Origin of the sequence: Dyadobacter sp. 676, from assembly GCF_040448675.1 — a bacterium.
Taxonomy (GTDB): Bacteria; Bacteroidota; Bacteroidia; order Cytophagales; family Spirosomataceae; genus Dyadobacter.
Genome location: NZ_CP159289.1, coordinates 223,766 through 247,796, shown reverse-complemented (window position 1 = coordinate 247,796; position 24,031 = coordinate 223,766). Strand labels below are relative to the sequence as shown.

At 50.9% G+C, this 24,031-nt stretch carries 22 protein-coding genes; 7 read left to right on the top strand and 15 right to left on the bottom strand.

The genetic code is table 11. The features are described 5' to 3' along the window. Positions 1–2: 2 nt before the first annotated feature. Positions 3–1,301 carry an MFS transporter gene (locus ABV298_RS01275; RefSeq protein ID WP_353720394.1) on the bottom strand — a complete coding sequence of 433 codons (1,299 nt, stop codon included), beginning with the start codon at positions 1,299–1,301 and terminating at the stop codon, positions 3–5. A 228-nt stretch (positions 1,302–1,529) separates the two neighbouring features. Continuing rightward, positions 1,530–2,264, bottom strand: coding sequence for a 5'/3'-nucleotidase SurE (surE, locus tag ABV298_RS01270; RefSeq protein ID WP_353720393.1), 735 nt, complete (start codon positions 2,262–2,264; stop codon positions 1,530–1,532). Positions 2,265–2,349: 85 nt separating this feature from the next. On the opposite strand from surE, the gene ABV298_RS01265 reads away from it, so the two are divergent. The 3 genes from ABV298_RS01265 to ABV298_RS01255 all read left to right on the top strand — a co-directional run bounded on the left by ABV298_RS01265 (position 2,350) and on the right by ABV298_RS01255 (position 4,685). After that, complete coding sequence (locus tag ABV298_RS01265; protein WP_353720392.1) at positions 2,350–3,252, top strand: diacylglycerol kinase family protein; 903 nt, start codon at positions 2,350–2,352, stop codon at positions 3,250–3,252. Positions 3,253–3,354: 102 nt separating this feature from the next. Next, entirely contained in the window at positions 3,355–4,359 is a 1,005-nt protein-coding gene (locus ABV298_RS01260; RefSeq protein WP_353720391.1) for an NAD(P)/FAD-dependent oxidoreductase, read from the top strand. Positions 4,360–4,361: 2 nt separating this feature from the next. Continuing rightward, a complete protein-coding gene (locus tag ABV298_RS01255) occupies positions 4,362–4,685 on the top strand; it encodes a 2Fe-2S iron-sulfur cluster-binding protein (RefSeq protein WP_353720390.1) in 324 nt (107 codons plus the stop codon). A 70-nt stretch (positions 4,686–4,755) separates the two neighbouring features. On the opposite strand, the gene ABV298_RS01250 is transcribed toward ABV298_RS01255, so the two are convergent. Beyond that, positions 4,756–5,577 (bottom strand): maleylpyruvate isomerase N-terminal domain-containing protein, encoded by an 822-nt coding sequence (locus ABV298_RS01250; RefSeq protein ID WP_353720389.1) that lies wholly within the window; start codon positions 5,575–5,577, stop codon positions 4,756–4,758. 157 nt (positions 5,578–5,734) lie between these two features. Between ABV298_RS01250 and ABV298_RS01245 the strand changes: the two genes are divergently transcribed. Further along, positions 5,735–6,457, top strand: a complete 723-nt coding sequence (locus tag ABV298_RS01245) for a peptidase (protein WP_353720388.1) — start codon at positions 5,735–5,737, stop codon at positions 6,455–6,457. Positions 6,458–6,493: 36 nt separating this feature from the next. Here ABV298_RS01245 and ABV298_RS01240 read toward each other — a convergent pair whose 3' ends face one another. The 6 genes from ABV298_RS01240 to pdxA form a co-directional block, all read right to left on the bottom strand. Beyond that, on the bottom strand, positions 6,494–8,815 hold the full coding sequence (locus ABV298_RS01240; protein ID WP_353720387.1) for an MMPL family transporter: 2,322 nt from the start codon (positions 8,813–8,815) through the stop codon (positions 6,494–6,496). Positions 8,816–8,887: 72 nt separating this feature from the next. Further along, positions 8,888–10,072: an SAM-dependent methyltransferase gene (locus ABV298_RS01235; protein WP_353720386.1), complete on the bottom strand. Its 1,185-nt coding sequence runs from the start codon at positions 10,070–10,072 to the stop codon at positions 8,888–8,890. 70 nt (positions 10,073–10,142) lie between these two features. Continuing rightward, positions 10,143–11,939: a sensor histidine kinase gene (locus tag ABV298_RS01230; RefSeq protein ID WP_353720385.1), complete on the bottom strand. Its 1,797-nt coding sequence runs from the start codon at positions 11,937–11,939 to the stop codon at positions 10,143–10,145. A 72-nt stretch (positions 11,940–12,011) separates the two neighbouring features. Beyond that, a complete protein-coding gene (locus ABV298_RS01225) occupies positions 12,012–12,632 on the bottom strand; it encodes a DNA-3-methyladenine glycosylase (RefSeq protein WP_353720384.1) in 621 nt (206 codons plus the stop codon). Then, positions 12,632–13,519, bottom strand: a complete 888-nt coding sequence (locus ABV298_RS01220) for a YicC/YloC family endoribonuclease (protein WP_353720383.1) — start codon at positions 13,517–13,519, stop codon at positions 12,632–12,634. Before ABV298_RS01220 ends, ABV298_RS01225 begins: the two co-directional genes overlap by 1 nt. An 80-nt stretch (positions 13,520–13,599) precedes the next feature. Further along, positions 13,600–14,706 (bottom strand): 4-hydroxythreonine-4-phosphate dehydrogenase PdxA, encoded by a 1,107-nt coding sequence (gene pdxA, locus ABV298_RS01215; protein WP_353720382.1) that lies wholly within the window; start codon positions 14,704–14,706, stop codon positions 13,600–13,602. Between the two features lie 8 nt (positions 14,707–14,714). Between pdxA and ABV298_RS01210 the strand changes: the two genes are divergently transcribed. Then, positions 14,715–15,728 carry a 2-hydroxyacid dehydrogenase gene (locus ABV298_RS01210; protein ID WP_353720381.1) on the top strand — a complete coding sequence of 338 codons (1,014 nt, stop codon included), beginning with the start codon at positions 14,715–14,717 and terminating at the stop codon, positions 15,726–15,728. A 60-nt stretch (positions 15,729–15,788) separates the two neighbouring features. Here ABV298_RS01210 and ABV298_RS01205 read toward each other — a convergent pair whose 3' ends face one another. The 6 genes from ABV298_RS01205 to ABV298_RS01180 form a co-directional block, all read right to left on the bottom strand. Continuing rightward, complete coding sequence (locus tag ABV298_RS01205) at positions 15,789–16,355, bottom strand: 50S ribosomal protein L25/general stress protein Ctc (protein ID WP_353720380.1); 567 nt, start codon at positions 16,353–16,355, stop codon at positions 15,789–15,791. 35 nt (positions 16,356–16,390) lie between these two features. Next, entirely contained in the window at positions 16,391–17,335 is a 945-nt protein-coding gene (locus ABV298_RS01200) for a ribose-phosphate pyrophosphokinase (protein ID WP_353720379.1), read from the bottom strand. Positions 17,336–17,373: 38 nt separating this feature from the next. Next, positions 17,374–17,952: a phosphatase PAP2 family protein gene (locus ABV298_RS01195; RefSeq protein WP_353720378.1), complete on the bottom strand. Its 579-nt coding sequence runs from the start codon at positions 17,950–17,952 to the stop codon at positions 17,374–17,376. Further along, positions 17,949–18,926 (bottom strand): tryptophan--tRNA ligase, encoded by a 978-nt coding sequence (gene trpS, locus ABV298_RS01190; protein WP_353720377.1) that lies wholly within the window; start codon positions 18,924–18,926, stop codon positions 17,949–17,951. The genes ABV298_RS01195 and trpS overlap by 4 nt, the downstream gene beginning before the upstream one ends. 36 nt (positions 18,927–18,962) lie before the next feature. Next, a complete protein-coding gene (locus ABV298_RS01185) occupies positions 18,963–19,145 on the bottom strand; it encodes a hypothetical protein (protein ID WP_353723120.1) in 183 nt (60 codons plus the stop codon). A gap of 137 nt (positions 19,146–19,282) precedes the next feature. Next, positions 19,283–19,480, bottom strand: a complete 198-nt coding sequence (locus tag ABV298_RS01180; protein ID WP_353720376.1) for a hypothetical protein — start codon at positions 19,478–19,480, stop codon at positions 19,283–19,285. 116 nt (positions 19,481–19,596) lie between these two features. On the opposite strand from ABV298_RS01180, the gene ABV298_RS01175 reads away from it, so the two are divergent. Further along, entirely contained in the window at positions 19,597–20,268 is a 672-nt protein-coding gene (locus ABV298_RS01175; protein ID WP_353720375.1) for a DUF2461 domain-containing protein, read from the top strand. A 57-nt stretch (positions 20,269–20,325) separates the two neighbouring features. After that, on the top strand, positions 20,326–23,976 hold the full coding sequence (dnaE, locus tag ABV298_RS01170) for a DNA polymerase III subunit alpha (RefSeq protein WP_353720374.1): 3,651 nt from the start codon (positions 20,326–20,328) through the stop codon (positions 23,974–23,976). Positions 23,977–24,031: the final 55 nt, after the last annotated feature.

Below are 24,031 nucleotides of genomic sequence, written 5' to 3'. Positions count from 1 at the left end.
AATCAGTTCTTTAACGATTCTTCGACCGGCTTCATGGTGCTGGTCAGGAAATGAATGACCAGCCAGGCGATAATATAAGCTAACCCGCAGATAATGAACAGGATATTGTAGCCAGCACCGATGTTGCCGGATGCTTTGTAGTAATCGAGCAGCGCGCCCACAAGCAACGGGAAGAAAGTAGAGCCGAGCGAGCCCGCCATGCCGCCGATACCGACCACCGAACTAACGGCCCGTTTTGGGAAAATATCGGAAACGATGGTAAAAATATTGGCGCTCCAGGCCTGGTGTGCCGCTGTTGCGATCGCGATAATGGCCACGACCGTCCAGATGTCCGTAGCGAACTGGGCCAGAATGATCGGCATGACGGCGAATGCTACGACCAGTAATGTGGTTTTGCGCGCCCGGAGCGGTGCCCAGCCTTTTTTAATGAGGTAGGAAGATAAATATCCTCCGCCGATACTTCCGAATGTAGTGGCCGTGTAAACGATCGCAAGGTGCAGGCTTGGCTTTTTGAGGTCCAGTGCAAATGTGGTCGCGAAGTAGGACGGCAGCCAGAAGAGGAAGAACCACCAGACGGGGTCTGTCAGGAATTTACCTACGATGAATACCCAGGTTTGCGGCAGCGCAACCAGTTTGGTCCAGTGAATGGGTTTCTGGCCTTCGCCATCGCCCGCCTCGTTGTCGCTGTGGATGAACGCGTATTCTTCCGCGCCCAACTTTTTATGACGCGAGGGAATTTCATACATCAACCACCAGAAAACCAGCCAGATAAATCCGAGTGCGCCAGTGATCAGGAATGCGCCCTGCCAGCCGTAGCTGCTCAGCAGCCAAGGTACCAGAATGGGGGCCGCCACGGCGCCGATACTGGTGCCCGAGTTGAAAATACCTGTTGCGAGCGCGCGCTCGCGTTTGGGGAACCACTCGGCTGTGGCTTTTACCGCTGCCGGGAAATTGCCCGCCTCGCCTAACCCCAGCAATGCCCGAACTGCTCCGAAACCGAATGTGCTTTTTACAAACGCGTGTGCCACAGCGGCAATGCTCCATATGATAATCGAAACCGCGTAGCCGAGTTTGGAGCCGATCTTGTCGATGATATTGCCGAAGACGATATAACCGGCCGCATAACAGCCCGCGAACACCATCACTATGTTGGCGTAATCGCTTTCGGTCCAGTTGAATTCCGTTTCAAGGGTCGGTTTCAGTAATCCAAGAATCTGTCTGTCGATGTAGTTGATAGTGGTTGCAAAGAACAGTAATGCGCAAATAACCCAGCGATAATTGCCAATATTGGTTTGTTTCATGATGGGGAATAACTGATTTCTTGGATTCAGGAATGAATAAAAATACGTCTGTTTGGAGATAAGACTGCTTTTTACCCATTCTACCCCTTAATTTTTTTGCAAAAGACTTCAACAAAAAGAATCCCGCGCCGGTCGGGGCGCGGGAGATCAGGGCATTTATCCGGAACGTCCCGTAAATAATTTCGACATAAAAAACCATGGAAAAAAGGCCCGGACCGCCCCGAACGCTCACGTAATGGGATAGGCAAGCTGGGCTTTCACAAGTTCTGCTTCGTTGGTGAGGTCGAGGCGGAGCGGTGTAATGGAAACGAACTGGTTTTCGATGGCCCAGCGATCGGTACCTTCTTCGGCAGGTTCGAGGGGTACCACGGTGAACCAGTAGTGCTTGCGGCCCATCGGGTCGAGCGCCGGGACGATCTTATTGTCGTATAGCCGCACCGACTGCCTCGTCCAGCGTACGCCTTTCGGATTGTGAGGAAAATTAACGTTCACCAGGTTCAGATGCGGGTTTTTGAACAGCAGGTCCAGTGCTTTTTCCACAAACGGGTCCAGCTTTTCGAAATCGGGTTCGACGTCGGTGGGCGTGCTCAACGCAATGCCTTTTATACCGAATAGAACCGCCTGCTTGGCTGCGGCCAATGTGCCCGAATGCCACATCGCATTCCCCAGGTTCGGCCCCAGGTTGATCCCCGAAAGCACCACATCGGGCTTGTCCCAAAGATGCTGTCCTAGCGCCACGCAGTCGGCCGGGGTACCATTTACACGGTAAGCGTCGATGCCTTCGAATTCGATGGGCGATTTTTTGTAGGAAAGGGGGCGGGAGGCCGTAATCGCGTGACCCATAGAGGATTGTTCCACGTCGGGGGCTACAATTTTCACTTCCCCGAACCGCGAGGCGATCTTGGCAAGCGCCGCGATACCGGGGCTGTATATTCCGTCGTCGTTCGTTACCAGGATTTTCATAACGTATAGCGTTTTCAGGTGATTGCTAATAAAATTATGCCTGGTATATTTTTTATAAAATCCGGTGTAAGCTACACATCCAGATATGAAACGGACAACCCTTTTACACAATCCGACGGCCGGAGATAACGAGTTTTCAAAGAAAGAGCTGCTGAAAATCATCAGAAAGGAAGGTTTTGAATGCGCATACGCTTCGGTGAAGGAAGAAGGCTGGGACGACTTCGATGATGAAACCGATTTCCTGATCGTCGCCGGCGGGGACGGAACCGTGCGGCGGGCCGCGAAAGCGCTCATGAGACGCAAGCGGCTCGACAAGCAGTTTCCGCTGGCGCTCCTGCCTCATGGCACGGCCAACAACATCGCCACCGCATTGCAGATCGAAGGTCATCCGAAGGACATTATCCCGCACTGGCACAGCTATCGGCTGCAACCTTTCGACATCGGCCGGGTGCATGGCATGGGCGACGACCTGTTTTTCCTGGAAGCCTTCGGCTACGGCATTTTTCCGCGATTGATGAAGGTAATGGATAAAATCGAAGACGATATCGGAGGAACGGCGGACGACAAGCTCAGGGCAGCACGCGCGGTTCTTTACGAGATCGTGCAGCAGTACGAAGCACGCCCATGCACGATCGTGGCCGATGGCGTAGAGCATTCGGGAAACTACATTATGGTCGAAATCATGAATATCCGTTCGATCGGCCCCAACCTCGTGCTTGCAAGCGACGCGGCACCCGGCGACGGTTGTCTGGATGTGGTGATGGTTTCCGAAGCCAGTCGTAGCAAATTCGAGTCGTTTCTGCTAAGCCGGATCAACGACGACGAAAGGGAGTTCAGTTTTTCGACCATCCGCGCGAAGAAAGTGAAGCTTTTTTGGGACGGGAAGGATGCCCATGCCGACGACGAGCGATTGAAATTTGAAAAACCGGTGGAAGTGGAAATCGAAATACTGCCTGATATGCTTCAATTTATGGTTACGGGGGGCTAACCATAACTTTTGGTTATAGCGGATAACCTAATGTGATTGGCGCGCGATGCGGCTGTCCAGTACTTTTGAAACATCAAAGGTTTCCAAAATTCATATCAGGTTATGATCCATACAGACATTTGCATCATCGGCGCCGGGCCGGTAGGGTTATTCGCGGTTTTCGAGGCCGGACTACTAAAAATGCGCTGCCATCTGATCGACGCATTACCGGTGGTAGGCGGCCAGCTCGCCGAAATTTATCCTCAAAAACCCATTTACGACATTCCCGGTGCCCCGGCCATCATCGCCGAAGACCTCGTGGACAATCTTATGAAGCAGATAGGGGAGTTCAGGCCCGGATTTACGCTCGGTGAAAGGGTCGAAGCGCTCGAAAAGCAGGAAGATGGCAGCTACATTGTCCGCACCAACGAAGGTACGGGCGTGCATTGCCAGGTAGTGGTGATCGCCGCGGGACTCGGCAGCTTCGAGCCCCGCAAGCCGGCTGTGGAACAACTCGAATATTTCGAGGGCAAGGGTGTGCATTATATGGTCAGAAAGCCCGAGCAATTCCGCAATCGCAAAGTGGTGCTCGCCGGAGGCGGCGATTCCGCGCTCGACTGGACGATCTTCCTGGCGGACATCGCGGAGCGGGTTACGCTCGTGCACCGGGGCGATACGTTCCGCGGCGCGCCCGATTCCGCCGAGAAAGTGTACGATCTGGCGGGAAAAGGCAAGATCGACCTCATTCTTCAGGCGCAGGTGAACAAGCTCGGCGGAAACGGCGTGCTCAAGGAAGTTTCGATCCTGGGTAACGATAAATCGGTTACCGTCGTTCCTACCGACGATTTTATCCCCCTGTTCGGCCTTAGCCCCAAGCTCGGCCCCATTGCGGACTGGAACCTGGGCGTTGAAAAATCGGCCGTCGTGGTCGATACATTCGATTACTCCACCAATATCGAGCGCATATACGCGATCGGTGACATCAATACGTACCCGGGCAAACTGAAACTTATTCTCTGCGGCTTCCACGAAGCGGCCATTATGATGCAGAGCGCATTCAAGTATGTTTATCCCGACCAGAAATTAAGTTTCAAGTACACCACAGTTAACGGTGTAAATCCTTTTTAGCCATGATCAACATATTCATAGAGAACGATTCAGGGAAACGTAGCGCCCTGGAAGTACCCACCGATATGGGTTTTAGCCTGATGGAAATTCTTAAGGCATACGAATACGACATACAGGCCACCTGCGGCGGTATGGCACTCTGCGCGACATGCCACATCGAAGTGCTCGAAGGCATGGAAAAACTGCCGGAGTCGAATGACAACGAACTGGATACACTGGATACGCTTCCGAATGCGGATGCTAACAGCCGGCTATCGTGCCAGCTCAGGCCTTCGGACGAAATGGACGGGCTCGTGATCCGCCTGAAAGCCTTACAGGAAGCTTGAAATAGGGTTATTAGAATTTTGGAATAATAGTACATAAACCCCCGCTGGCATACGGCGGGGGTTTTTAGTTTCAGGCCATTACGGCAATGAGGTTTAATGTAATGCCTCCAAGTTCTTTATTTCCAGTTAATTGTGCTTTGCTCAATGCTTCGTCCGGTTTCATGGCTTTGGTGAAGAGCTTCCACGCCGTATCGGCGTCGAGTATTACGGAGGCGTCGGGCGCGTTTTCGGACGTTTCGCCGATTTTCCATCCTTCCTCGGTTTTTACCACAAACCATTCGAAGGTTTCTTCCAGTCGGATGCCGATGCGCACGGTCGTACCCTCGGGTGCGCGGGTGTTCCGGTAGGTGTGGGGGAGCCCGCGGAGGAAGGTTTCGATCAGCGGGCGAAACAGCCGGGGCGTCATGATGCCCGGTTTGCCCACCGCATCGCGGATCTGTTGCTGGTGGTGCCACTTTTCGGTGTATTCGCGGGCAATGTGGAACCAGTTTTCCGAAACGGTTTCACCGGCCCAGGAAACCGGGAAAATGGCGTCTGCTGCCAGGTCCTGCTGTGCTATAATCGCCGAATACCACTTTCCGGTAATTTCCAGAAGCTCCGTGAGCAGGGCCGGGCTTATTCGGCCGGCTGCCTTTACCCAATCCGCATTCAGCAGGTTCAAGTAAGTTACCAGGTCGTCGTAACCGTTGATCTCCCGATCGGGCGCGACGAAATGGCCGTCGCGGTACATCGATATAGCCCGGATGTTTCCGTCGAGCAAATGGGCCGCAACGTCCCTGACTTTCCAGAGCCGGGCGACGGTCGGTTTTTCCCAATCTTCGGGCGTCAGCGATTTGAGCAATGCAATGAGGTGTTGGTCGAGTTCGGGGAACAGGTGAACGGTGTGGATCATGGCGATGGCTGGGATTGTTGGACCCTAAATATCGATGAAAAAGGCATTTGTTGTGAAGTTCAGGATGCGATTTGGTACTTTTGGAACCGAATTGGGGCATTTGCAATGTCTGACTATATGTGAGATGCCGTGTCCGGCAGTTGTTAATCGAAATAAAATGACTTATTGTTTGGGAATAAAAGTGAAGGAAGGGCTCGTGGGGCTCGCCGATACGCGGATTACCGCCGGTACCAATACCACTACCAAAAAGAAGCTGTATATCACCCAGAAGGACAACTATTCGATGTTCATTATGACCAGCGGCCTGCGCTCGGTGCGCGACAAGGCCGTGCATTATTTTGAAGAAATGATCAACGAAGGGGTTACTTATAATAAACTTTACAAGGCTGTAAATGCCTTCGGCGACCAGATCAAGCGGGTTGCTGAGGAGGATAAGGCAAGCCTGGAACGGTCGGGGTTCAAATTTAACCTGAATTCCATCGTAGGGGGGCAGTTGAAGGACGACGAGGACCATAAGCTGTTTCTGCTCTATTCGGAAGGCAACTGGGTGGAACTCGACGAGGGCTCGCCCTATGTGATTATCGGGAACTCGGGCCAGGGAAAGGCTATTCTTAACCGTGTCCTGAATGAAGATTCAACCATGAAACAGGCGTTGAAAGCAGGTTTTCTCTCATTCGACTCTACCCGCGTGAGCAACAACGACGTCGATTTCCCGATCGATGTCGTATTGTACAAAAAGAACAGCTTCAAAATGATCGAACACCGTTATGAGCAAAAGGATATGGAACAGATATCGGCTATTTGGGCGGAAAAGCTCAAAGAGGCGCTCGACGACATCCCCGAGGAATGGATGGACAAGACTTTCGATAAGATCGGATAGCAAAAAGGGCTGGAATTCCAGCCCTTTTACTTTGGTTCAGCTCGGCCTGACGTCTTTGCCCTGCCGCCTGGCAATGGAAAGCAGCAATGCCGGTAGCAGGATCAGGTTTGTGCACATGGCTACGAGCAGGGTAATGGACACCATCACACCCATCGCCGCCGTCCCGCCGAAGCTCGACGCGGAGAAAATCGAAAATCCGCAGAACAGGATCACCGCCGTGTAAATCATGCTGAGCCCGGTGCCGAAAATGGACGCGGTAACAGCCTTGGAGGGCGTCAGGCCCTTCTTATACAGCTCCTCGCGGTAGCGCGTAAGGAAATAAACCGTTCCATCGGAGGCAATTCCGAAGGTTATGCTGAAAATCAGGATGGTCGTCGGTTTGAAATAAATATCGAAATAACCCATGATGCCGGCCGTCAATGCGAGGGGAATGAGGCAAGGCAGTTTCGAGAGCAGGATAATGGGTATCGAACGGAAAAGCGCCATGCCTACGATCGCGATCAGGACAATGGCTATCAGCAGACTTTCGTACAGGTTGCTCAGCAGGTAATCGTTGCTTTTGAGAAACACCAGGCTGTGACCGGTGAGGCTTACCTTGTATTTATCCGGACTGAAAATCGAATCTACTTTCGGGCGGATCCGGTTCATTAGTTCCTTGATGCGTTCGGAACCTACGTCGGCCATCTGGAAACTCACCCGTGTGACGCTTTTGTCTTCGTTGAGGAACGAGGTCAGCTGCTTTGCCGCGCCTTGCTGGCTTTGCAGGTACGGCGTCATTTTGTTCAATTCCAGAACACCCGGCAATGCGTAATACTTCGCTTCGCCGCCACGATAACCCTGGTAAAGGAACCTGGAAGCTTCGACGATCGAGACCGGTTTCGAAAACTCGGGGAATTTGGCCATTTCGTTCTGAAATGCCTTGATTTTGTAAAGCGTCCTGGCCTGATCGGCGAAAATGCCGTTCGGCTGTCTGGTATCGATCATTACTTCGAAAGGCAGCACGCCGTTGAAATTCTTTTCAAAAAAGCGAAGATCGGTGTAAACGACGTCCTTTTTGGGCAGATCGTCCACCACATAGCCGATCGTCCTGATCTTGGTCATGCCGTAAGCCGATACGATGATCAGCACGACCATCGCAATATAAATTTCCTTACGGCGGTTGTGCACCAGGTTGTTTACCATTCTAAGGAACCCGAATGCCCATTTCCCTTCGAGGTGTTTCAAATGCCGGGGCTTCGGCGTACTCATATAATGCAGGGTAATTGGCAGCAACACCAGACAAAGCACGTAGGTAACCATCACGCTGATGGCCGCTACCACGCCAAATTCGACCAAAAGAATACTATTTGTGAAATAAAACACCCCAAAACCGATCGCCGTGGTCATGTTCGCGAGAAAGGTCGAAAGGCCGATTTGCCGTATCATTTCGCGCAACGCCTCGTCCTTATTGCTGTGTGAAACGAGCTCTGCCTGATATTTATTAATCAGGAATACGCAGTTAGGCACGCCGATCACGATCAGCAGGGGAGGTATGAGGCCCGTTAGCGCGGTGATCTTGTAGTTAAACAAATGCAATGTGCCTACCGAAAATACCACGCCGATCAGGACGACGGCAATGGATAGCAACGTGAGCCGGAAAGAGCGAAAAAACGCCCAGAGAATAAACAGCGTGACAAATACCGCAAGGCCCATAAAAAGCTCCATTTCACCGGAGATTTTCTTCATATTCACGGTGCGGATATAGGGCATGCCGGAATAATGCAGGTCGGTGTTGTATTTGGCGGCGAATGCTTCGGCCATTTTCTCAATGTCGTCGACGATCGTCAGGCGGCGTTTGGAATTGAGCTCCTTGTCGTTGAAAGTGATGACGATGAGCGTTGCATTGGTTTTGCTGTTGAGCACCAATCCCTCGTAAATGGGTAAGTTGGCGATTTCTTTTTTGATACTGTCCGCTTCGGCCTGGGTAGCAGGGATGTCCCGGATCACCGGGGAAAAATCGAAACGGGAGAGGCTGTCGTTCCGGGTGATTTTGTAAACATTGGCCAGCGAGAGCACATTTTTGATCCCCTCCGTTTCCCGGATCTGCTGCGAGAGCTTGCACCAATCGCGGAACTTGTTGATTTCGAAAAGCTGCGGGTCCTGCCAGCCGATCACCATCACGCTGCCGTCCTCGCCGAAAAGCTTGCGGAAATCCTGATATTCTTTCTCTACGGGGTCATTGGATGGAAGTATACGGGCGAAATTGTAGGAGAGTTCAATTTTGCTGGCTTCATAGGCCATAAAGACCGTCGATACTAACACGATTGCAACCCACAAAAGCCGGTAGCGGATAATGTAAGTTGCTATTTTATTCCACATAATTGATTATTGAGTTCACAAAAAGTTGCAAATATAGCCACCCGAACCGGAAAATGGGCCATTTAAGCGGTTTCAAATGCCGGCCAATCTTTCAAGGTGATGGTATTCAATGCCAAAGAAACGCTTTGCCTCCCTGATTTTTTCAAGCGCCGCGGCCTGCGATTTTTCGTTGTGCCGGCCTCTGGTACCGACGATGAGCACATTCTTGGGCGTGTGTGCGTCCGAGATGAATTCGAATACTTTTGTTTTATACCCGAAGTATTCGAGTACCAGGGCCCGGATGCCGTCGGTCACCATTTCCGCCTGCCTTTCGAGGAAAATACCATGCCGGGTAAGAAAGCCCAGATCGTTCCCGGTTTTGTGCTTTTCAATCTGGCGGCGGATTTGTTTGTGGCAGCACGGGGCCACCACGATGAGCTCCGAGCCGGCCTGGATACCTTTGAAAATGGCATCGTCGGTAGCGGTGTCGCACGCATGTAGCGCGATGAGGATGTTCGTCCCCGTCGCATCGAAATCGCTGATCGTTCCTTCGCGGAATGAGAGCCCGGCGAAACCCGCATCCGCGGCGATCCGGTTGCACAGGTTTACGAGATCTTCGCGGAACTCGATGCCAGTCACCTCGGGATCGAGAGCCAGAACATTTTTGAGATAGTCGTACAGTGCAAAAGTGAGGTAACCTTTCCCCGATCCCATATCGGCGACTTTCAGGTGGTTGCCGGGGGCGATTTCTTTGATGAGGCTACTCAGGATATCGATGTAGTGATTGATCTGGCGGAACTTGTCCTGGGTATTCTGGTATACATTGCCCTGCGGGTCGGTGATTTTGAGCTCGGAAAGATAACCTTTGCCGGCAGGGGAAATAAGCCTGTTTTTGGCTTTGTCGTGACTGAGCGAAGGGTTTTTGCGCCCGGCCGCCGCCTTTTTCCTTACGGTCGCCTTGCCGCTGGGATGCATTTCGAAATGGATATCCTCCGAGAGCGTTTGCAGTGTTGCTACGCGGAAATCGGTTCCCAGCCATTGTCCCAACATTCCCGTCAATTCCCCGGCAGTGTGGTTCTTGGTAATATCCCGCGTCTTGTGGCGGTAAGTAAGGCTTAGCCGGGGCTCTTTGCGGATGAGGACTTTCTTGATGTAGATGTTTTTGAGGCTTTCATCGGCTCCCCGGTAGTTGCCCAGTGAGAGCTTTACAAAAGAGCCGTCTTGCAGGCTTCCACGGACTTCCGCGATGAATTCCTGCGCTTTTTCGGTAACATTCATGAGGGTGCTTCAAACTTTCTATATGAGGTAACGCCCAAAAGTGCGGTTACAGTCTTGGTAACCGTAAGAATCATTTGACGATGACTTTGGGTATTTCGATTTCGACACGGATGCCGCCCTGTTCCTCGCTTTGGATATGTATTTTACCGTGCAGACTTTCCACCCGGCTTTTTATATTTCTCAAACCGACTCCCTGGCGGTTGGGTTCGATCATCCCCGTCCCGTTGTCGCTGACAATCAACACAATGCTTTTCGGGTTTTCTGTGAGATCAACCGAGGCCTCGGTTGCACCGGAATGCTTGATGATATTGTTGGTCAGTTCCAGCACGATGCTGTACAGCTCAAATTCGATCTTGTTATTGAGCCGCTTGTCCATGCCTTTCAGATTGAAAGTGAATGCGATGTTCTTGTTCTCATTCAACTTGCTGATCAGCCTTTGCAGGGCCATAATGAGTCCGTGCTCTTCGAGTTCGGCGGGCATAAGATTGTGCGAGAGGCTTCTGACCTCCTTGTAGGCCGCGCTTACCATCTGGTGTACACTGTTATAAATCTTTTGCTCCTCCTCCGAAAGCACTTTCTTGTCGATACCGTACAGATACCAGTTGAGGGATGCCAATGTGCCGCCGAGGTGGTCGTGAAGCTCGGCCGCCACGCGCTTCCGTTCGATGGTCTGCCCTTCGATCAACGCAGCCTGGATTTCGGCGTTCTTCCTGCGGAGCTTTTTATTGTTGAACCAAAGGGAGATTGCAAATAATATCATCAGACAGGTAAACCCGATCAGGAAGCGCTGTACGAGGCGCTGCTCGTTGATGATTTTTTGCTGGATTTCGGTGTCCATCAGCTTGTTGTCGTACATGAGCTGGTACATCGTGTACTGCCGCTTGATCGTCTCGTCGTGGATCATCCTGCGAATGTAATTGACGGCCTGGCTGTAATCCAGGGCTAAGTCGTACATTTTCTTGGCTTTGTACGAACGGGAAAGTGTCACCAGCGCCCAGTTGGTTTGCTGCATCGAATGGTAGATCTTCGAGTATTCCAACGCCTTCAACCCTGCGTCGATAGACTTGTCGTACTTTTTCTGATAATAGTAGGTATTACTCAGATCGTTGAGACAATTCAGTTCACCGTAGCGGTTATCGATCTTACGGAACAAGGCAATACTCCGAAGGAAATATTTTTCGGATTCCTCGTAGTTGGACAGGCGCACGTGCATGTAACCGATACTCTGAAGTACGGTGGCCCGGCCCCAGTCGGAGTTCATCTTATCGAACATCCCGTACGCCCGATCGTAGAGTTTTACAGCGACATCGTACATACTTTTTTCGCGGTAGCAGTTACCCAGGTTCTCGATGCTCAATGCGAGGGAGCTGTCGGCTTTGAGGCGGGTGAACATTTGGATGGCGTGCTCGTAGTTGATACGGGAGGAATCCCACTGGCGGTACTCCGAGTAACTTTCTGCCAGAAAACGCTTGCCGTGGGCCGTAAATACAGGAAGTTTGAGCTGTCGTGAGAGGGTGATCGTTTCGTTGGACAATTCCCGGAGTACGTCATAACTGCCGTCGAGCAGGTAATAGGTACTCAGCAGGTTGTAGGCCAGGAGTTTCCCCTTGCCCCACTGGTGCTTTTGCGAGAGCCTGAGCACATGTTTGGAATAAAACATCGATTTCTCCGCATCCTGAAAAAGATACTCCGACGCGAGCCGGTGGTATTTGTGAACGAGCATCGTGTCTTCTGCAAAACCTTCCTGTGGTTTGGCCTCTACGATTTCCGCGTTCCGGGCCGCGCCGTCGCGCTGTCCGATAGAAGTACACTGGCCGAAAACACACCCTAACGAAAAGAGGAGAATTAGCTTATAGAATTCATTCATATATCACTGATAACTTCGTAGTTAGGGTGCGCATTGGTGTATGCCGAAGCTCATTTAATAAGGCATGTTTATTTAGCCTTTACTTACAAAAATATTGTCTTTTATGTAATATCTGTAAGGAAGTTCACGACCGACATTGATCCCGATACGCGGCCCGGCCACGATGTTTTCAGGTACCGACGCCGCAGCGCGCAGGTACAGGTTCCCTCCGGAAAGCAAGGTGCCGTTGTGCACCGCCCGCTCGATCCCCATCGCCCTGACCAGCTTTCCCGGGCCGCGGCATAGCTCTTTCACAGCGATCTTCGCGGGGAAGGCCCCGGGGGCTTTTCCCGGCCTGAGGAGCCGCCGCATTTCCATAAGCCCGACACCCGCGGCAGGTTGCAGCGCGCGGATCAGCACCGCCTCGCCGACGCCTTCCGCATTGCTCACAATATTGAAACACTGGTACATCCCGTAGATCAGGTATACGTAGGCGGTTCCCGCCACACCATACATGGGCTCGGTACGGGCAGTGCGGCGGTTGAACGCATGGCAGGCGGGATCATCCTGCAAATAGGCTTCGGTTTCGACGATAATACCGCTCGTGAGGCCGTCGGGGCTCTCGTGCACCAGCTCGCAGCCGAGCAGTTTTTTCGCGAGCGTGCAGGTATCGTAAGCCGAAAAGAAAGAAAGGGGAAGTTTCTCTTCGGGCATCAAATAATGTTCATCGTTTGCTCCTTGATCTTTTCGAGCTCATCCTTCATCTGAACCACAAGGTGCTGGATCGTAGCGTCGTTGGCTTTCGAGCCGATGGTGTTGATTTCCCGGCCGATTTCCTGGGCGATAAAATTCAATTTCTTTCCATTGCTTTCCGTAGCCTTCATCGTTTCGAGGAAATAGTCGAGATGGTTGGACAAACGAATTTTTTCTTCGGAAATATCGAATTTTTCGACATAATAGATCAGCTCCTGCTCGAAGCGGTTGGGATCGAAAGTATCATCGGACAGGTATTCCCTCACTTGCTTTTCGAGGCGTTCGCGCACTGCCGGAATGCGGGTTTTGTCCTGCTCCGCAACCTGTTCGAGCAATGTCTGGATCGTTTTGATATATTCGGCAAACTTCTCGGCCGTCATGCGCCCTTCCTGCTCGCGGAAGACCGAGCATTTGCGCAGCGCTTCCAGCACTGCGACTTTGATTTGCGCCCAATCGTCCTCTTTGCTGGTCTCGTCCACCGTTTCGTTGTTATAGGCATTGGGCATTTGCAATGCGATGCGAAGAAGTTCCGTGGAATCCGGCATGAAGCCCAGCTCGGTAGCCGTTTGCGATAGATCCTGGTAATAGGCGTTCACAAGTGCCCTGTTCACCGAAGTGGAGGCAACTGCCTTGCCCACCGGCTGGACGGTGAGCGTAAATTCCACCTTACCGCGTTCCAGCGACTGGGTAATGAGGTTTCGTATTTCAATTTCCCGTTCGGAGTAGTTACGCGGGACGCGGCAGTAAATATCCAGGAATTTGGAGTTCAACGTCTTGATTTCGACTGTGACATTGATCGATTCGGATTCGATATTGGATACACCGTATCCGGTCATTGATTTTAACATAAGGATGTGCGTTAATTCCGTTAAGGGAACTGGTTGATTTTTCTGATGGCCCGTAGCCGGATTTGTGAAACGTCGGGATACTAATTGAATCGCTGCTTCCCTCCCGACTTCGCCGGATGCTGGCTTTCCGAAGGTTGTGGTTTCGAGATCAATGCATTCTTTTCCATTTCGGCATTAAAAATGCGGAATCTGGACACGTCGCAGGCCAGGTAAAGCGCTTGCAGCAGGGAGCCGGGCTCTGCAATGTTTTTGCCTGCAATGTTATAGGCGGTACCGTGATCGGGCGAGGTGCGGACAGCGGAAAGTCCCGCTGTGAAATTCACGCCTTCGTTGAACGCGAGCGTTTTGAAGGGAATCAGGCCCTGGTCGTGGTACATGGCCAATACGGCGTCGTACTGGCGGTAGGTACCGGCGGCAAAGAAACCGTCGGCCGGGAACGGGCCTATCACCAGGTGGCCTTTTTCCTTGAACTGCTTGATTACCGGCTGGATAATCTCGATTTCCTCGGTACCCAGCAAACCGTTTTCGCCCGCATGGGGATTAAGTCCGAGCACGGCCAGTTTAGGTTTTTTTATGCCAAAATCGCCTTTCAGCGATTGCAGTATCTGCTCGATCTTGGCGGAAAGTCTTTCGGCGGTAATGTGCTCGCGCACATTCTGCAGGGGTATGTGGCCCGTAAGCACGCCCACGCGCAGGTCGCCCGCGACCATGAACATCAGCGCGTCGTCTTTGCCGAACGCCTGTGCGAGAAACTCGGTATGGCCGGGAAATTTGAAGTCGTCGTTCTGGATATTATCCTTATTAATCGGGCCGGTAACCAGTGCTTGTATTTTTCCTTCTTTGAGGTCTTCGACAGCGCGTTTGAGCGCGGCAAACGAGCCCTGACCGGCTTCGGCGGTGACTTTCCCGGGTTGTATTTCTGTCTGGTGGTCGTGCCAGCAGGTGATGACGTTCGTGAGTTTATGGTTGGCCTGCTCGGGCTTCTGGATCCCGTGCAGGTTCCAGTCTTTCATTTCGAGCAGGTTGCGGTACTGGTTCAATACTCTCAGGGAGCCGTAGATGATTGGTGTGCACAATTTCGATAACTGGTTCCCTTCTAATGCTTTAAGGATTACTTCCGGGCCAATGCCGTTATAATCGCCGATTGTGATCCCGATGACCGGTTTATCACTGTGTTGTTCGCTCATGTAGGTAAATGCTGTTGTATGTGTTCTCCTGCGTAATTCTGTATTACTTTTGCCGAACGGTTCAACCGGCAAGTTACAAAAAATCCCGTGCTACTATGAAAATCCTGATCGCAGACTCCATGCATCCCTCCTTATTCGGAATGCTGGACGAGCAAAAATGGGAATATGATTACCATCCTGAATACAAAAGAGAAGATATAAAGAATGCACTGCCCGGCTACGATGGCCTCATGATCCGCAGCAAGACCTTCCTCGACCGTGATATGCTTGAAAATGCGCCAAAGTTGCGTTTCATCGCACGCGCGGGGGCCGGCCTGGACTTGATCGACCTGGATGTGGCGAAAGCGTTTAATATCGAAGTTTTCCATGCAGGCACCGGCAACCGCGATGCGGTGGCGGAACACGCCCTGGGCATGTTGCTGGCGCTTTTTAACAATATTCTGCGCGCCGACCGGCAGGTCAGGAACGGTATATGGGACCGGGAAGGCAACAGGGGAGTGGAGCTGATGGGCAAGACCGTCGGGCTGATCGGCTACGGGAATAACGGCTCTGCTACGGCAAAGAGACTCAGCGGTTTTGGCTGTAAGGTGCTTGCGTATGACAAGTACCGTGACAATTACGGCGACGCGTTCGCCAGGGAGTCGTCTATCGAAGAAATCCAGCGCGAAGCCGATGTGCTGAGCCTTCATATTCCGTTGACCGAGCTCACCCGCTACCTCGTCGACGAAGAATTTATTCGCGCTTTCAGGAAGCCATTTTATTTATTGAACTTATCCAGAGGAGAAGTGGTGAAATTAAAGGCGGTCACCGAAGCTTTGGAAAGCGGCAAAATCAAAGGCGCCTGCCTGGATGTGCTGGAAAACGAAAAGATCGGAAAGCTGAGCGCCGAACAGCAGGAAGTATTTGATTACCTGCGTGCTTCCGACCGCGTGGTGCTTACGCCGCACATCGGAGGCTGGACGCATGAAAGTTATGTCCGGATCAACGAAGTGCTGGTGGAGCAAATCCGGAACTGGCTATAAACAAATATGCCGACCAATGGTCGGCACGTTTGCATCTATTAGCCATGAAAAATAAAATACTTACTTGCCAAGTGTACCGCGAAGCGCACGTGGGATTTCAACTGATGCGATCGGGTTACTTGCCGCTGTCAATATAACAAAATTTTCAGCTTTGAGTGCCCCAACCTTCACAGATTTTCCTAAATCAAGGTCTGTTACATCTACATTTACATAGTCAGGGATGTTCTCCGCAAGACCCTGTACGCGCAATTTACGCAATTTTTGGTTCATTTTACCACCTTTCATTACCCCGGTAGATGTACCTGTCAATTTAATGGGCACTTCCACTTTAATTTCTTTTCCGGGTACGATTTGCAGGAAATCCGCATGGATCAGCGCATCGTTTACCGGGTGAAATTGTTTTTCCTGAAGAATCGCATTGTACTCGGTACCTTCGATATTCAGTGTGACGTTAAAAATATCCGGTGTGAAAAGCAATTCACGGAACAACATAGCCGGTGCATAGAAGTGTACCTGCTCTTTACCTCCGTATAGCACAGATGGAACATAACCCTGAGCGCGCAAGTTCTGTGATTCCACCTTGCCGAGATTCGCTCTTTTAAACCCTACAATCTCATGCTTTTTCATAAGAATTTTTATAAGAAAGTTAAATAAAAGAAAATTTACTGATAATTTATAAACAATGAACTAATAGATTCATGATCGCGGATCCGTCCTATTGCCTTTGCAAAAATCTCTGCAACCGACAGTACGCGGATTTTTTCATTCTGTTGCTTAAGAGGAATGGTATCTGTTACAATCAGTTCTTTGAGCACCGAGTTCGCAATGTTTTCATGCGCTTTGCCCGACATAATGGCGTGTGTGCTGATTGCCCTTACGGACGTCGCCCCCTTTTCCATGATGATTTCGGCCGCCTTGCAAAGCGTTCCGCCCGTGTCGATCAGGTCGTCTACCAGTACTACATCCATCCCCTCTACGTCTCCGATCACCTGCATGCTGGCGATTTCGTTGGCGCGTTTCCGGTGTTTGTCACACAGGATCATGTCCGCGTTGAGGAACTTGGCGAAATTCCGCGCCCGAGCTGCACCGCCTACGTCAGGAGATGCTATCAGCAGATTTTTGAGGTTCAGGGATTTAATATAAGGAACAAAAATCGAGGTTCCTTCGAGGTGGTCGACAGGCAGGTCCAGAAAACCCTGGATCTGTCCGGCATGTAAATCTATGGTCATTACGCGGTCGACTCCGACGGCTGTGAGGAGGTTGGCCACAACTTTCGCTGCGATGGCCACCCGCGGTTTGTCCTTTCTGTCTTGCCTGGCGTAGCCGAAGTAGGGGATCACGACCGTCACATAATGCGCCGAAGCACGACGGGCCGCGTCCACCATCAGCAGCAACTCCATCAGGTTATCGGCAGGAGGGAAGGTAGATTGGATGAGAAAAACATCACAACCCCTGATCGACTCCTCGAAACTCGGTGACAACTCGCCGTCGCTGAACTTGCGTAACGTGTAACCACCCAGCTCCTTACCATAATACCTGGCAATGTCTTTGGCCAAATATTCGGACTGACTCCCCGAAAATATTTTTACTGTATTGAATGAGCCCATGGCCAAACTAAAATTTGCGCAAAATTAAACAAAACCGGTTAATTAAGATAGTATCTTTTTAAAAAAATATAATAAAGCTGCACAAAGCAATAGCCGACCAATAGCCCGACCAGCGCTCCGACCAGGATATCGAGCGGGTAATGCACGCCTACATATACGCGACTGTATGCATAAATAGCTGCCCAGAGGAATAAAAATGCCATTTGGGGCACCTTTTGACGTAACAGACCGAACCACGTAATCGCCAGCGCAAAACTGGTCGATGCGTGCGACGAAGCGAACCCGTACATTCCCCCGCAATCCGTCACATGGTGCATTACCGTCGTGATTGTCGGGTCGTGGCAAGGCCTCAACCTTAGAAAATAGGGTTTCATGAAGCCGGATGTGATCTTGTCGGCCACAGCAACGGCCAAAACCACGGCGATCACGATGAATCCACCCTTTTTCCATCCCTCCGCCCGGATCGTCGCGGCGATGAGCACTATATATAACGGAATCCAGGTGTATTTATAGGTAATCCAGTACATCACCGTGTCTAGCCAGGGCGTGTGCAGGCCATTGAGCCATAAGAACAGCTCCTGGTCGGCACGAACCAGGCTATGTACGGCGTCTGTCATGAACTGAAACCGAGTACTTTACGCACCTTACCGATCGTGTCCTGCGCGATTTCACGCGCTTTGGCTTCGCCTTCCACGAGAATGCTTTCCAGTTCGTCGGTGTTTTCCATATAATAATTGAAAATCCGTCGTGGCTCAGCGAATACTTCCATGAAGCATTCAAACAACGCCTGTTTGGCATGTCCGTAGCCGTAGCCTCCGTTCAGGTAGTTCCGGCGCATGGTTTCCACTTCCGATTCCTTTGCCACGAGGCTGTAAAGCTGGAAAGTAATGTCGGTATCCGGGTTTTTGGGCTCTTCCAGCGGCGTTGAGTCGGAAAGGATTTTTTTGGTGACTTTCTTCAACTCGTTTTCGGGCAGGAAAATATCGATGTAATTGTGATACGACTTGCTCATTTTCTGCCCGTCGAGCCCGGGGATCGTCATAATGCGTTCGTCGATCTGCGGTTCGGGGAGCACCAGGATTTCCTCGCCTGCCAGGATGTTGAAACGGCTGGCAATATCCTTGGTCATTTCCAGATGCTGCTTCTGATCTTTGCCGACAGGGATAATATTTGCATTATAGAGCAGAATATCGGCCGCTTGCAAAACAGGGTAGGTGAAAAGCCCGGCATTTACATCCGACAATTTTTCCGATTTGTCTTTAAACGAAGTCGCATTCGCCAGCATCGGGAATGGCGTGAAGCAGTTGAGGTACCACGCGAGTTCGGTATGCTCCTGCACCCGCGACTGCCGCCAGAATACATTTTTTTTGTAATCGAATCCGAATGCGAGCCAGGTAGCTGCGATCGCGCGGACATATTCTCCACGCTCGGCGCCATTTTTCAGCGTCGTGAGTGAATGGAGGTCGGCAATGAAGAAAAAAGATTCGTTCTGTGGATTTTTAGAGAGTTCGATAGCAGGTTTGATGGCTCCCAGGATGTTACCCAGGTGTGGTCGTCCGCTGCTTTGAATGCCTGTCAGGATTCTGGCCATTTGTAAAAGTGCCGGAACTGGATCCGGATGTAGGTATTAGTTAAAAATTGTTTCGATTAACTGACGGATTTGCCTTGGAGCAATGCTTTCCTGCTCCGACTTGTCATAAATGGTAAGTAAGTACAGTTCGCCGTCTTCTGTAACATAATATGTAATTACTCTCACACCGCCGCTTTTGCCCTTGCCCTTACTTTTAACTGGCCAGCGAATTTTGAACACATTTCCGCCAAGGGGGGGTACCAAGATCCGGCTTTTTACTTAACTGACTGACAAGGCCATTCATGTCCGCTTCCAGCGAGGGGAATTTTTTGGACAACCTCTTAAACTCCCTCTTGAAATGCGGTACGAAGGTGACCCTAGTCATTGAATAACTCGCTAATGTCCGGTTTGGGCAATTTACCGTCCCGCATCATCTTTAACTCTTTCAGGGACTGCGTGAACGACTCTAAAAAGTTACTTTTTTTAAGGCGGAGTTGCATATCTTCCCATTCTTCCATCGAGATCTGGACAGCAACCCTTTTCCCTTCTTCATTCGACAAATACTGCACATTCATAGCTATCAACAGGTTAGCGTTTTCGGGTAAGCATTAGCCTTTTCTTAATCCCAAAATTCGTTAAATTGAACCAGAAAACGTAGTAAATTTGAATTTTATACCTTCACCAACACGACATGGATTCTAAAACGCTGCACTTTCTCAGTCAATTAGCCGAAAACAATAACAGGGAGTGGTTTCAGGAAAATAAGAAATCGTACGAAGCCGCGAAGGCGGATATGGAAAAGCTGGTCGGGTACCTGATTACGGAGGTAGGGAAGTTTCAAGACCTGGGAAATGTGCAGGTCAAAGACTGTATGCTGCGCATTTACCGGGATGTCCGTTTTTCGAAAAACAAGGACCCGTACAAGAAAAATCTGGCCGCCGGCATCGGCCCGGGTGGCAAAAGTTCGGGCAAGATCGACTACTACCTGCAAATCCAGCCGGGCGACCAGTCGTTCCTGGGCGGTGGAATGTGGGAGGTTACAACCGAGCAACTCGCCCGTTTCCGTCAGGAGATCGATTACAATGCCGACGAACTGAAAAGCATTATCCACGAAAAGGAATTTCATAGCTATTTTCCTGAAATCCACGGGGAAAGCCTGAAAACGATGCCGAAGGGTTATGCCAAGGACCACCCGGAAATCGAGCTGCTGAAACGCAAGCAACTTTTCTTTATGCATCGCTATACGGATAAAGAGGTGGCTTCGAAGGACTTCGGCGACAAGGTTTTGAAAGGCATCAAGCTCTTGAAACCGTTTACCGATTATATGAATTATGTATTGTATGAGGAAGCGGAGGAGCATTGACCCGACACGCTGATTCCGATTTCACCAGGCTGCAAGACCCATTACAACCCGTTTAATATGCAATTTTCACATTTGCACTGTCATACGCAGTTCTCGCTGCTCGACGGTGCTGCCGATATTAAAAAGCTATTCAAGAAGGCCAAGGAGGATAACATGCCCGCCGTCGCCATTACCGACCACGGCAATATGTTCGGTGTGTTCGAGTTTGTGGCCGAGGGGAACAAGCAAGGCATCAAGCCGATCGTCGGCTGCGAATTTTATGTGGTCGAGGATAGGAGAGTCCAGCAGTTTACGAAGGATAAAAAGGACGTCCGTCACCATCAGTTGCTATTGGCCAAAGACGAGATTGGCTATAAAAACCTGGTGAAAATGTGTTCGCTGGGTTTTATCGAAGGGATGTACGGTAAATACCCGAGGATCGATAAGAGCCTGATCGTGCAATATCACCAGGGGTTGATCGCCACCACCTGTTGCATTGGCGCCATCATTCCCAAAACGATCCTGCGCCAGGGCGAAGAAGCTGCCGAACGCGAGTTCAGGTGGTGGCTGGATTTGTTTGGGGACGATTTTTACGTGGAATTGCAGCGTCACGATATTCGCGACCAGTATATCGTGAATGAGGTGCTTGTCAAGTTCGCACGGAAGTACAACGTGAAGATCATTTGCTCGAACGATTCACATTATGTCGACCGTGAGGACTGGAACGCCCACGATATCTTGCTGTGTATCAACACCGGCGACAAGCAAAGCACGCCGTCGGCTAAGGATTTTGACGACGAAAAAGGTATTCCGAAAGGTTCGCGTTTCGCCTTCTACAACGATCAGTTCTATTTCAAAAATACGGCGGAGATGCTGCAATTGTTCAACGACCTGCCCGAATCGCTGGACAATACCAATGAGATCGTAGACAAAATCAAAACGCTCGATCTCCGGAAAGATATCATGCTGCCCAACTTCCCGATTCCCGACGAATTCAAGACGCATACGCTGTCGGAAATGGTGGGCAAGAAGGAGCTTACCGCCGATGTTCTGAACCAGTGGGAGTACTTGCGGCACCTCACGTTCGAGGGGGCGCGCAAGAAATATGACGTGGTGACGCCAGAAATCGAGGAGCGGCTCAACTTCGAGCTGCAAACGATCCGGAACATGGGTTTTCCCGGTTACTTCCTTATCGTGGCCGATTTCATTGAAGCGGGGCGCAAAATGGGCGTTTTCATCGGCCCGGGACGTGGTTCGGCGGCGGGCTCGGCGGTTGCCTATTGTATCGGGATCACCAATATCGACCCTATTAAATACGACCTGCTTTTTGAGCGTTTCCTGAATCCCGACCGTATCTCGATGCCCGATATCGATACCGACTTCGACGATGACGGTCGTCAGAAAGTGATCGATTATGTGGTGAAAAAATATGGCTATAACCAGGTTGCGCAGATTGTGACCTATGGTACAATGGCCGCCAAATCGGCGATTAAGGACGTGGCGCGGGTGATGGACCTGCCGTTGCCCGAAGCGAATGCGCTGGCCAAACTCGTTCCCGACAAGCCGACGTACAATATGACACTGAACCGTATTTTCACTGCGCCGCTGGAAGGGGAGGGTAGTCTCATGAAAAAGGAGGGCATTTCGCCCGATGAACTGGAGAATGTGAAGCGAATGCGCGCCATTGCAATGGGCAACGACTTGCAGGCCAGTGTTTTGCAGGAGGCACGCAGACTTGAAGGTACCGTCCGGAACACCGGTATCCATGCGGCGGGTATCATTATCGCACCCAGCGATTTGACGGAGATCATTCCTGTAAGTACCTCTAAAGATTCCGACTTTCTCATTACCCAGTATCAGGGAAAAATCATCGAGGACGCGGGCGTAATCAAGATGGACTTTTTGGGTCTCCGGAACTTGTCCATTATCAAAGAAGCCCTCCGGATGATCAAGAATAACCATGACATAGATATTGTGATCGACGATGTACCGCTGGACGACCCGAAGGTTTTTGAACTCTTCCAGCGCGGCGACACCAATGCGATATTCCAGTTTGAATCCGACGGGATGAAGAAGTACATGCGCGACCTCATTCCCGACCGTTTCGAGCACCTTATTGCGATGAATGCATTGTACCGCCCGGGCCCGATCGCGTACATCCCCAACTTTATCCGCCGGAAGAATGGTCAGGAAGAAGTGACTTACGATTTGCCTGAACTGGAAGAATATCTGGCTGATACTTATGGTATTACGGTGTATCAGGAGCAGGTAATGCTCTTGTCGCAGAAACTGGCCGGCTTTACGAAGGGTCAGGCGGATACGCTGCGGAAAGCCATGGGTAAAAAGCAGATCGAAACGCTGAACAAGCTGAAAGGCGACTTCATGAAAGGCGGCACCGAAAAGGGCCTCGACCCCAAGAAGCTCGAAAAGATCTGGACCGACTGGGAGGCATTTGCGTCTTACGCATTCAACAAGTCCCACTCGACCTGCTACGCATTCGTGGCTTATCAAACGGCCTACCTCAAAGCGCATTATCCCGCCGAATATATGGCCTCGGTATTGACGAGCTCGCTCGGCAGCATCGATAAAATTACATTCTTTATGGAGGAATGTAAAAACCTCGGATTACCGGTTCTCGGGCCGGATATCAATGAATCGGAGCGGCAGTTTAGCGTAAACAAAAAGGGCGAAATCCGTTTCGGGCTCGCGGGCGTGAAGGGCAGCGGCGATGCGGCGGTGGAATCCATTATCGAAGAAAGGATGAAAAACGGCCCGTTCAAGGATGTTTTCGATTTCATAACACGTGTCAACCTGCGTACCGTCAACAAGAAAACCCTGGAAAGTCTGGCATACGCGGGCGCATTCGATTGCTTCACCGATTACCATCGTGCGCAGTATTTTGCCTCCGAGGCCGGGGAGAATGGTACGTTCATCGAGAAGCTGATCCGCTACGCCAACAACTACCATGCCGAAAAGTCATCCGCACAGGCATCGTTGTTCGGAATGCTGGGTGACAGCGGTTCTACATTGGCCAAGCCGAAAGCGGCCGATATCGAACCCTGGGACGATCTGGCCAAGCTCCGTTACGAGCAGGAGGTGGTAGGCTTCTACATTTCAGGCCATCCGCTCGATACTTTCCGTACCGAGCTGGATAATTTTTGCTCCTGTACGCTCGATAAAGTCCTGGAAATCCACGAAGGCGAACGGGTACCACGGTATTTTGGAAAGGAAATCAATGTGGCCGGTATCGTTACGAGCGCGCAGGAACGGATTTCCAAGAACGGTAGTTTGTTCATGATCTTTAAAATAGAAGATTACCAGGGCGCCATGGAAATGCTGATCGGAGGCGAAGATTATATTCGTTTTAAAAATTATCTGCAAACCGGTCAGTTCCTGTATATCAAAGGCAAAGTCCAGAACCGCTGGAAGCAGGAGGATCAGTTCGAATTCAAGATTTCGCAGATACAACTGCTGCCTGAAATCATGGAGAAAATGTGCAGAAAAATCAAGATCAACCTTACGCTGGATCAAATCGACGCGCAGTTCATTCATGTGCTCAACGAAACGTTCGGAAGCCACCCGGGAGGCTGCCAGGTGAGCATGACGGTGAAGGACCCGGAGACGCACCTGGAAGTTGAAATGTTGTCGCGCGGTTACAGGGTAGCGCCTAGTAATGAGCTGTTTAAGGTGCTAAGGGGTTTCCACGGCGTGAATTTCTCCCTAAACTGATCCCTATTGGTTTAAGTAAGGAACTTTTAGATATGAATATTCCTTATTAACCCAG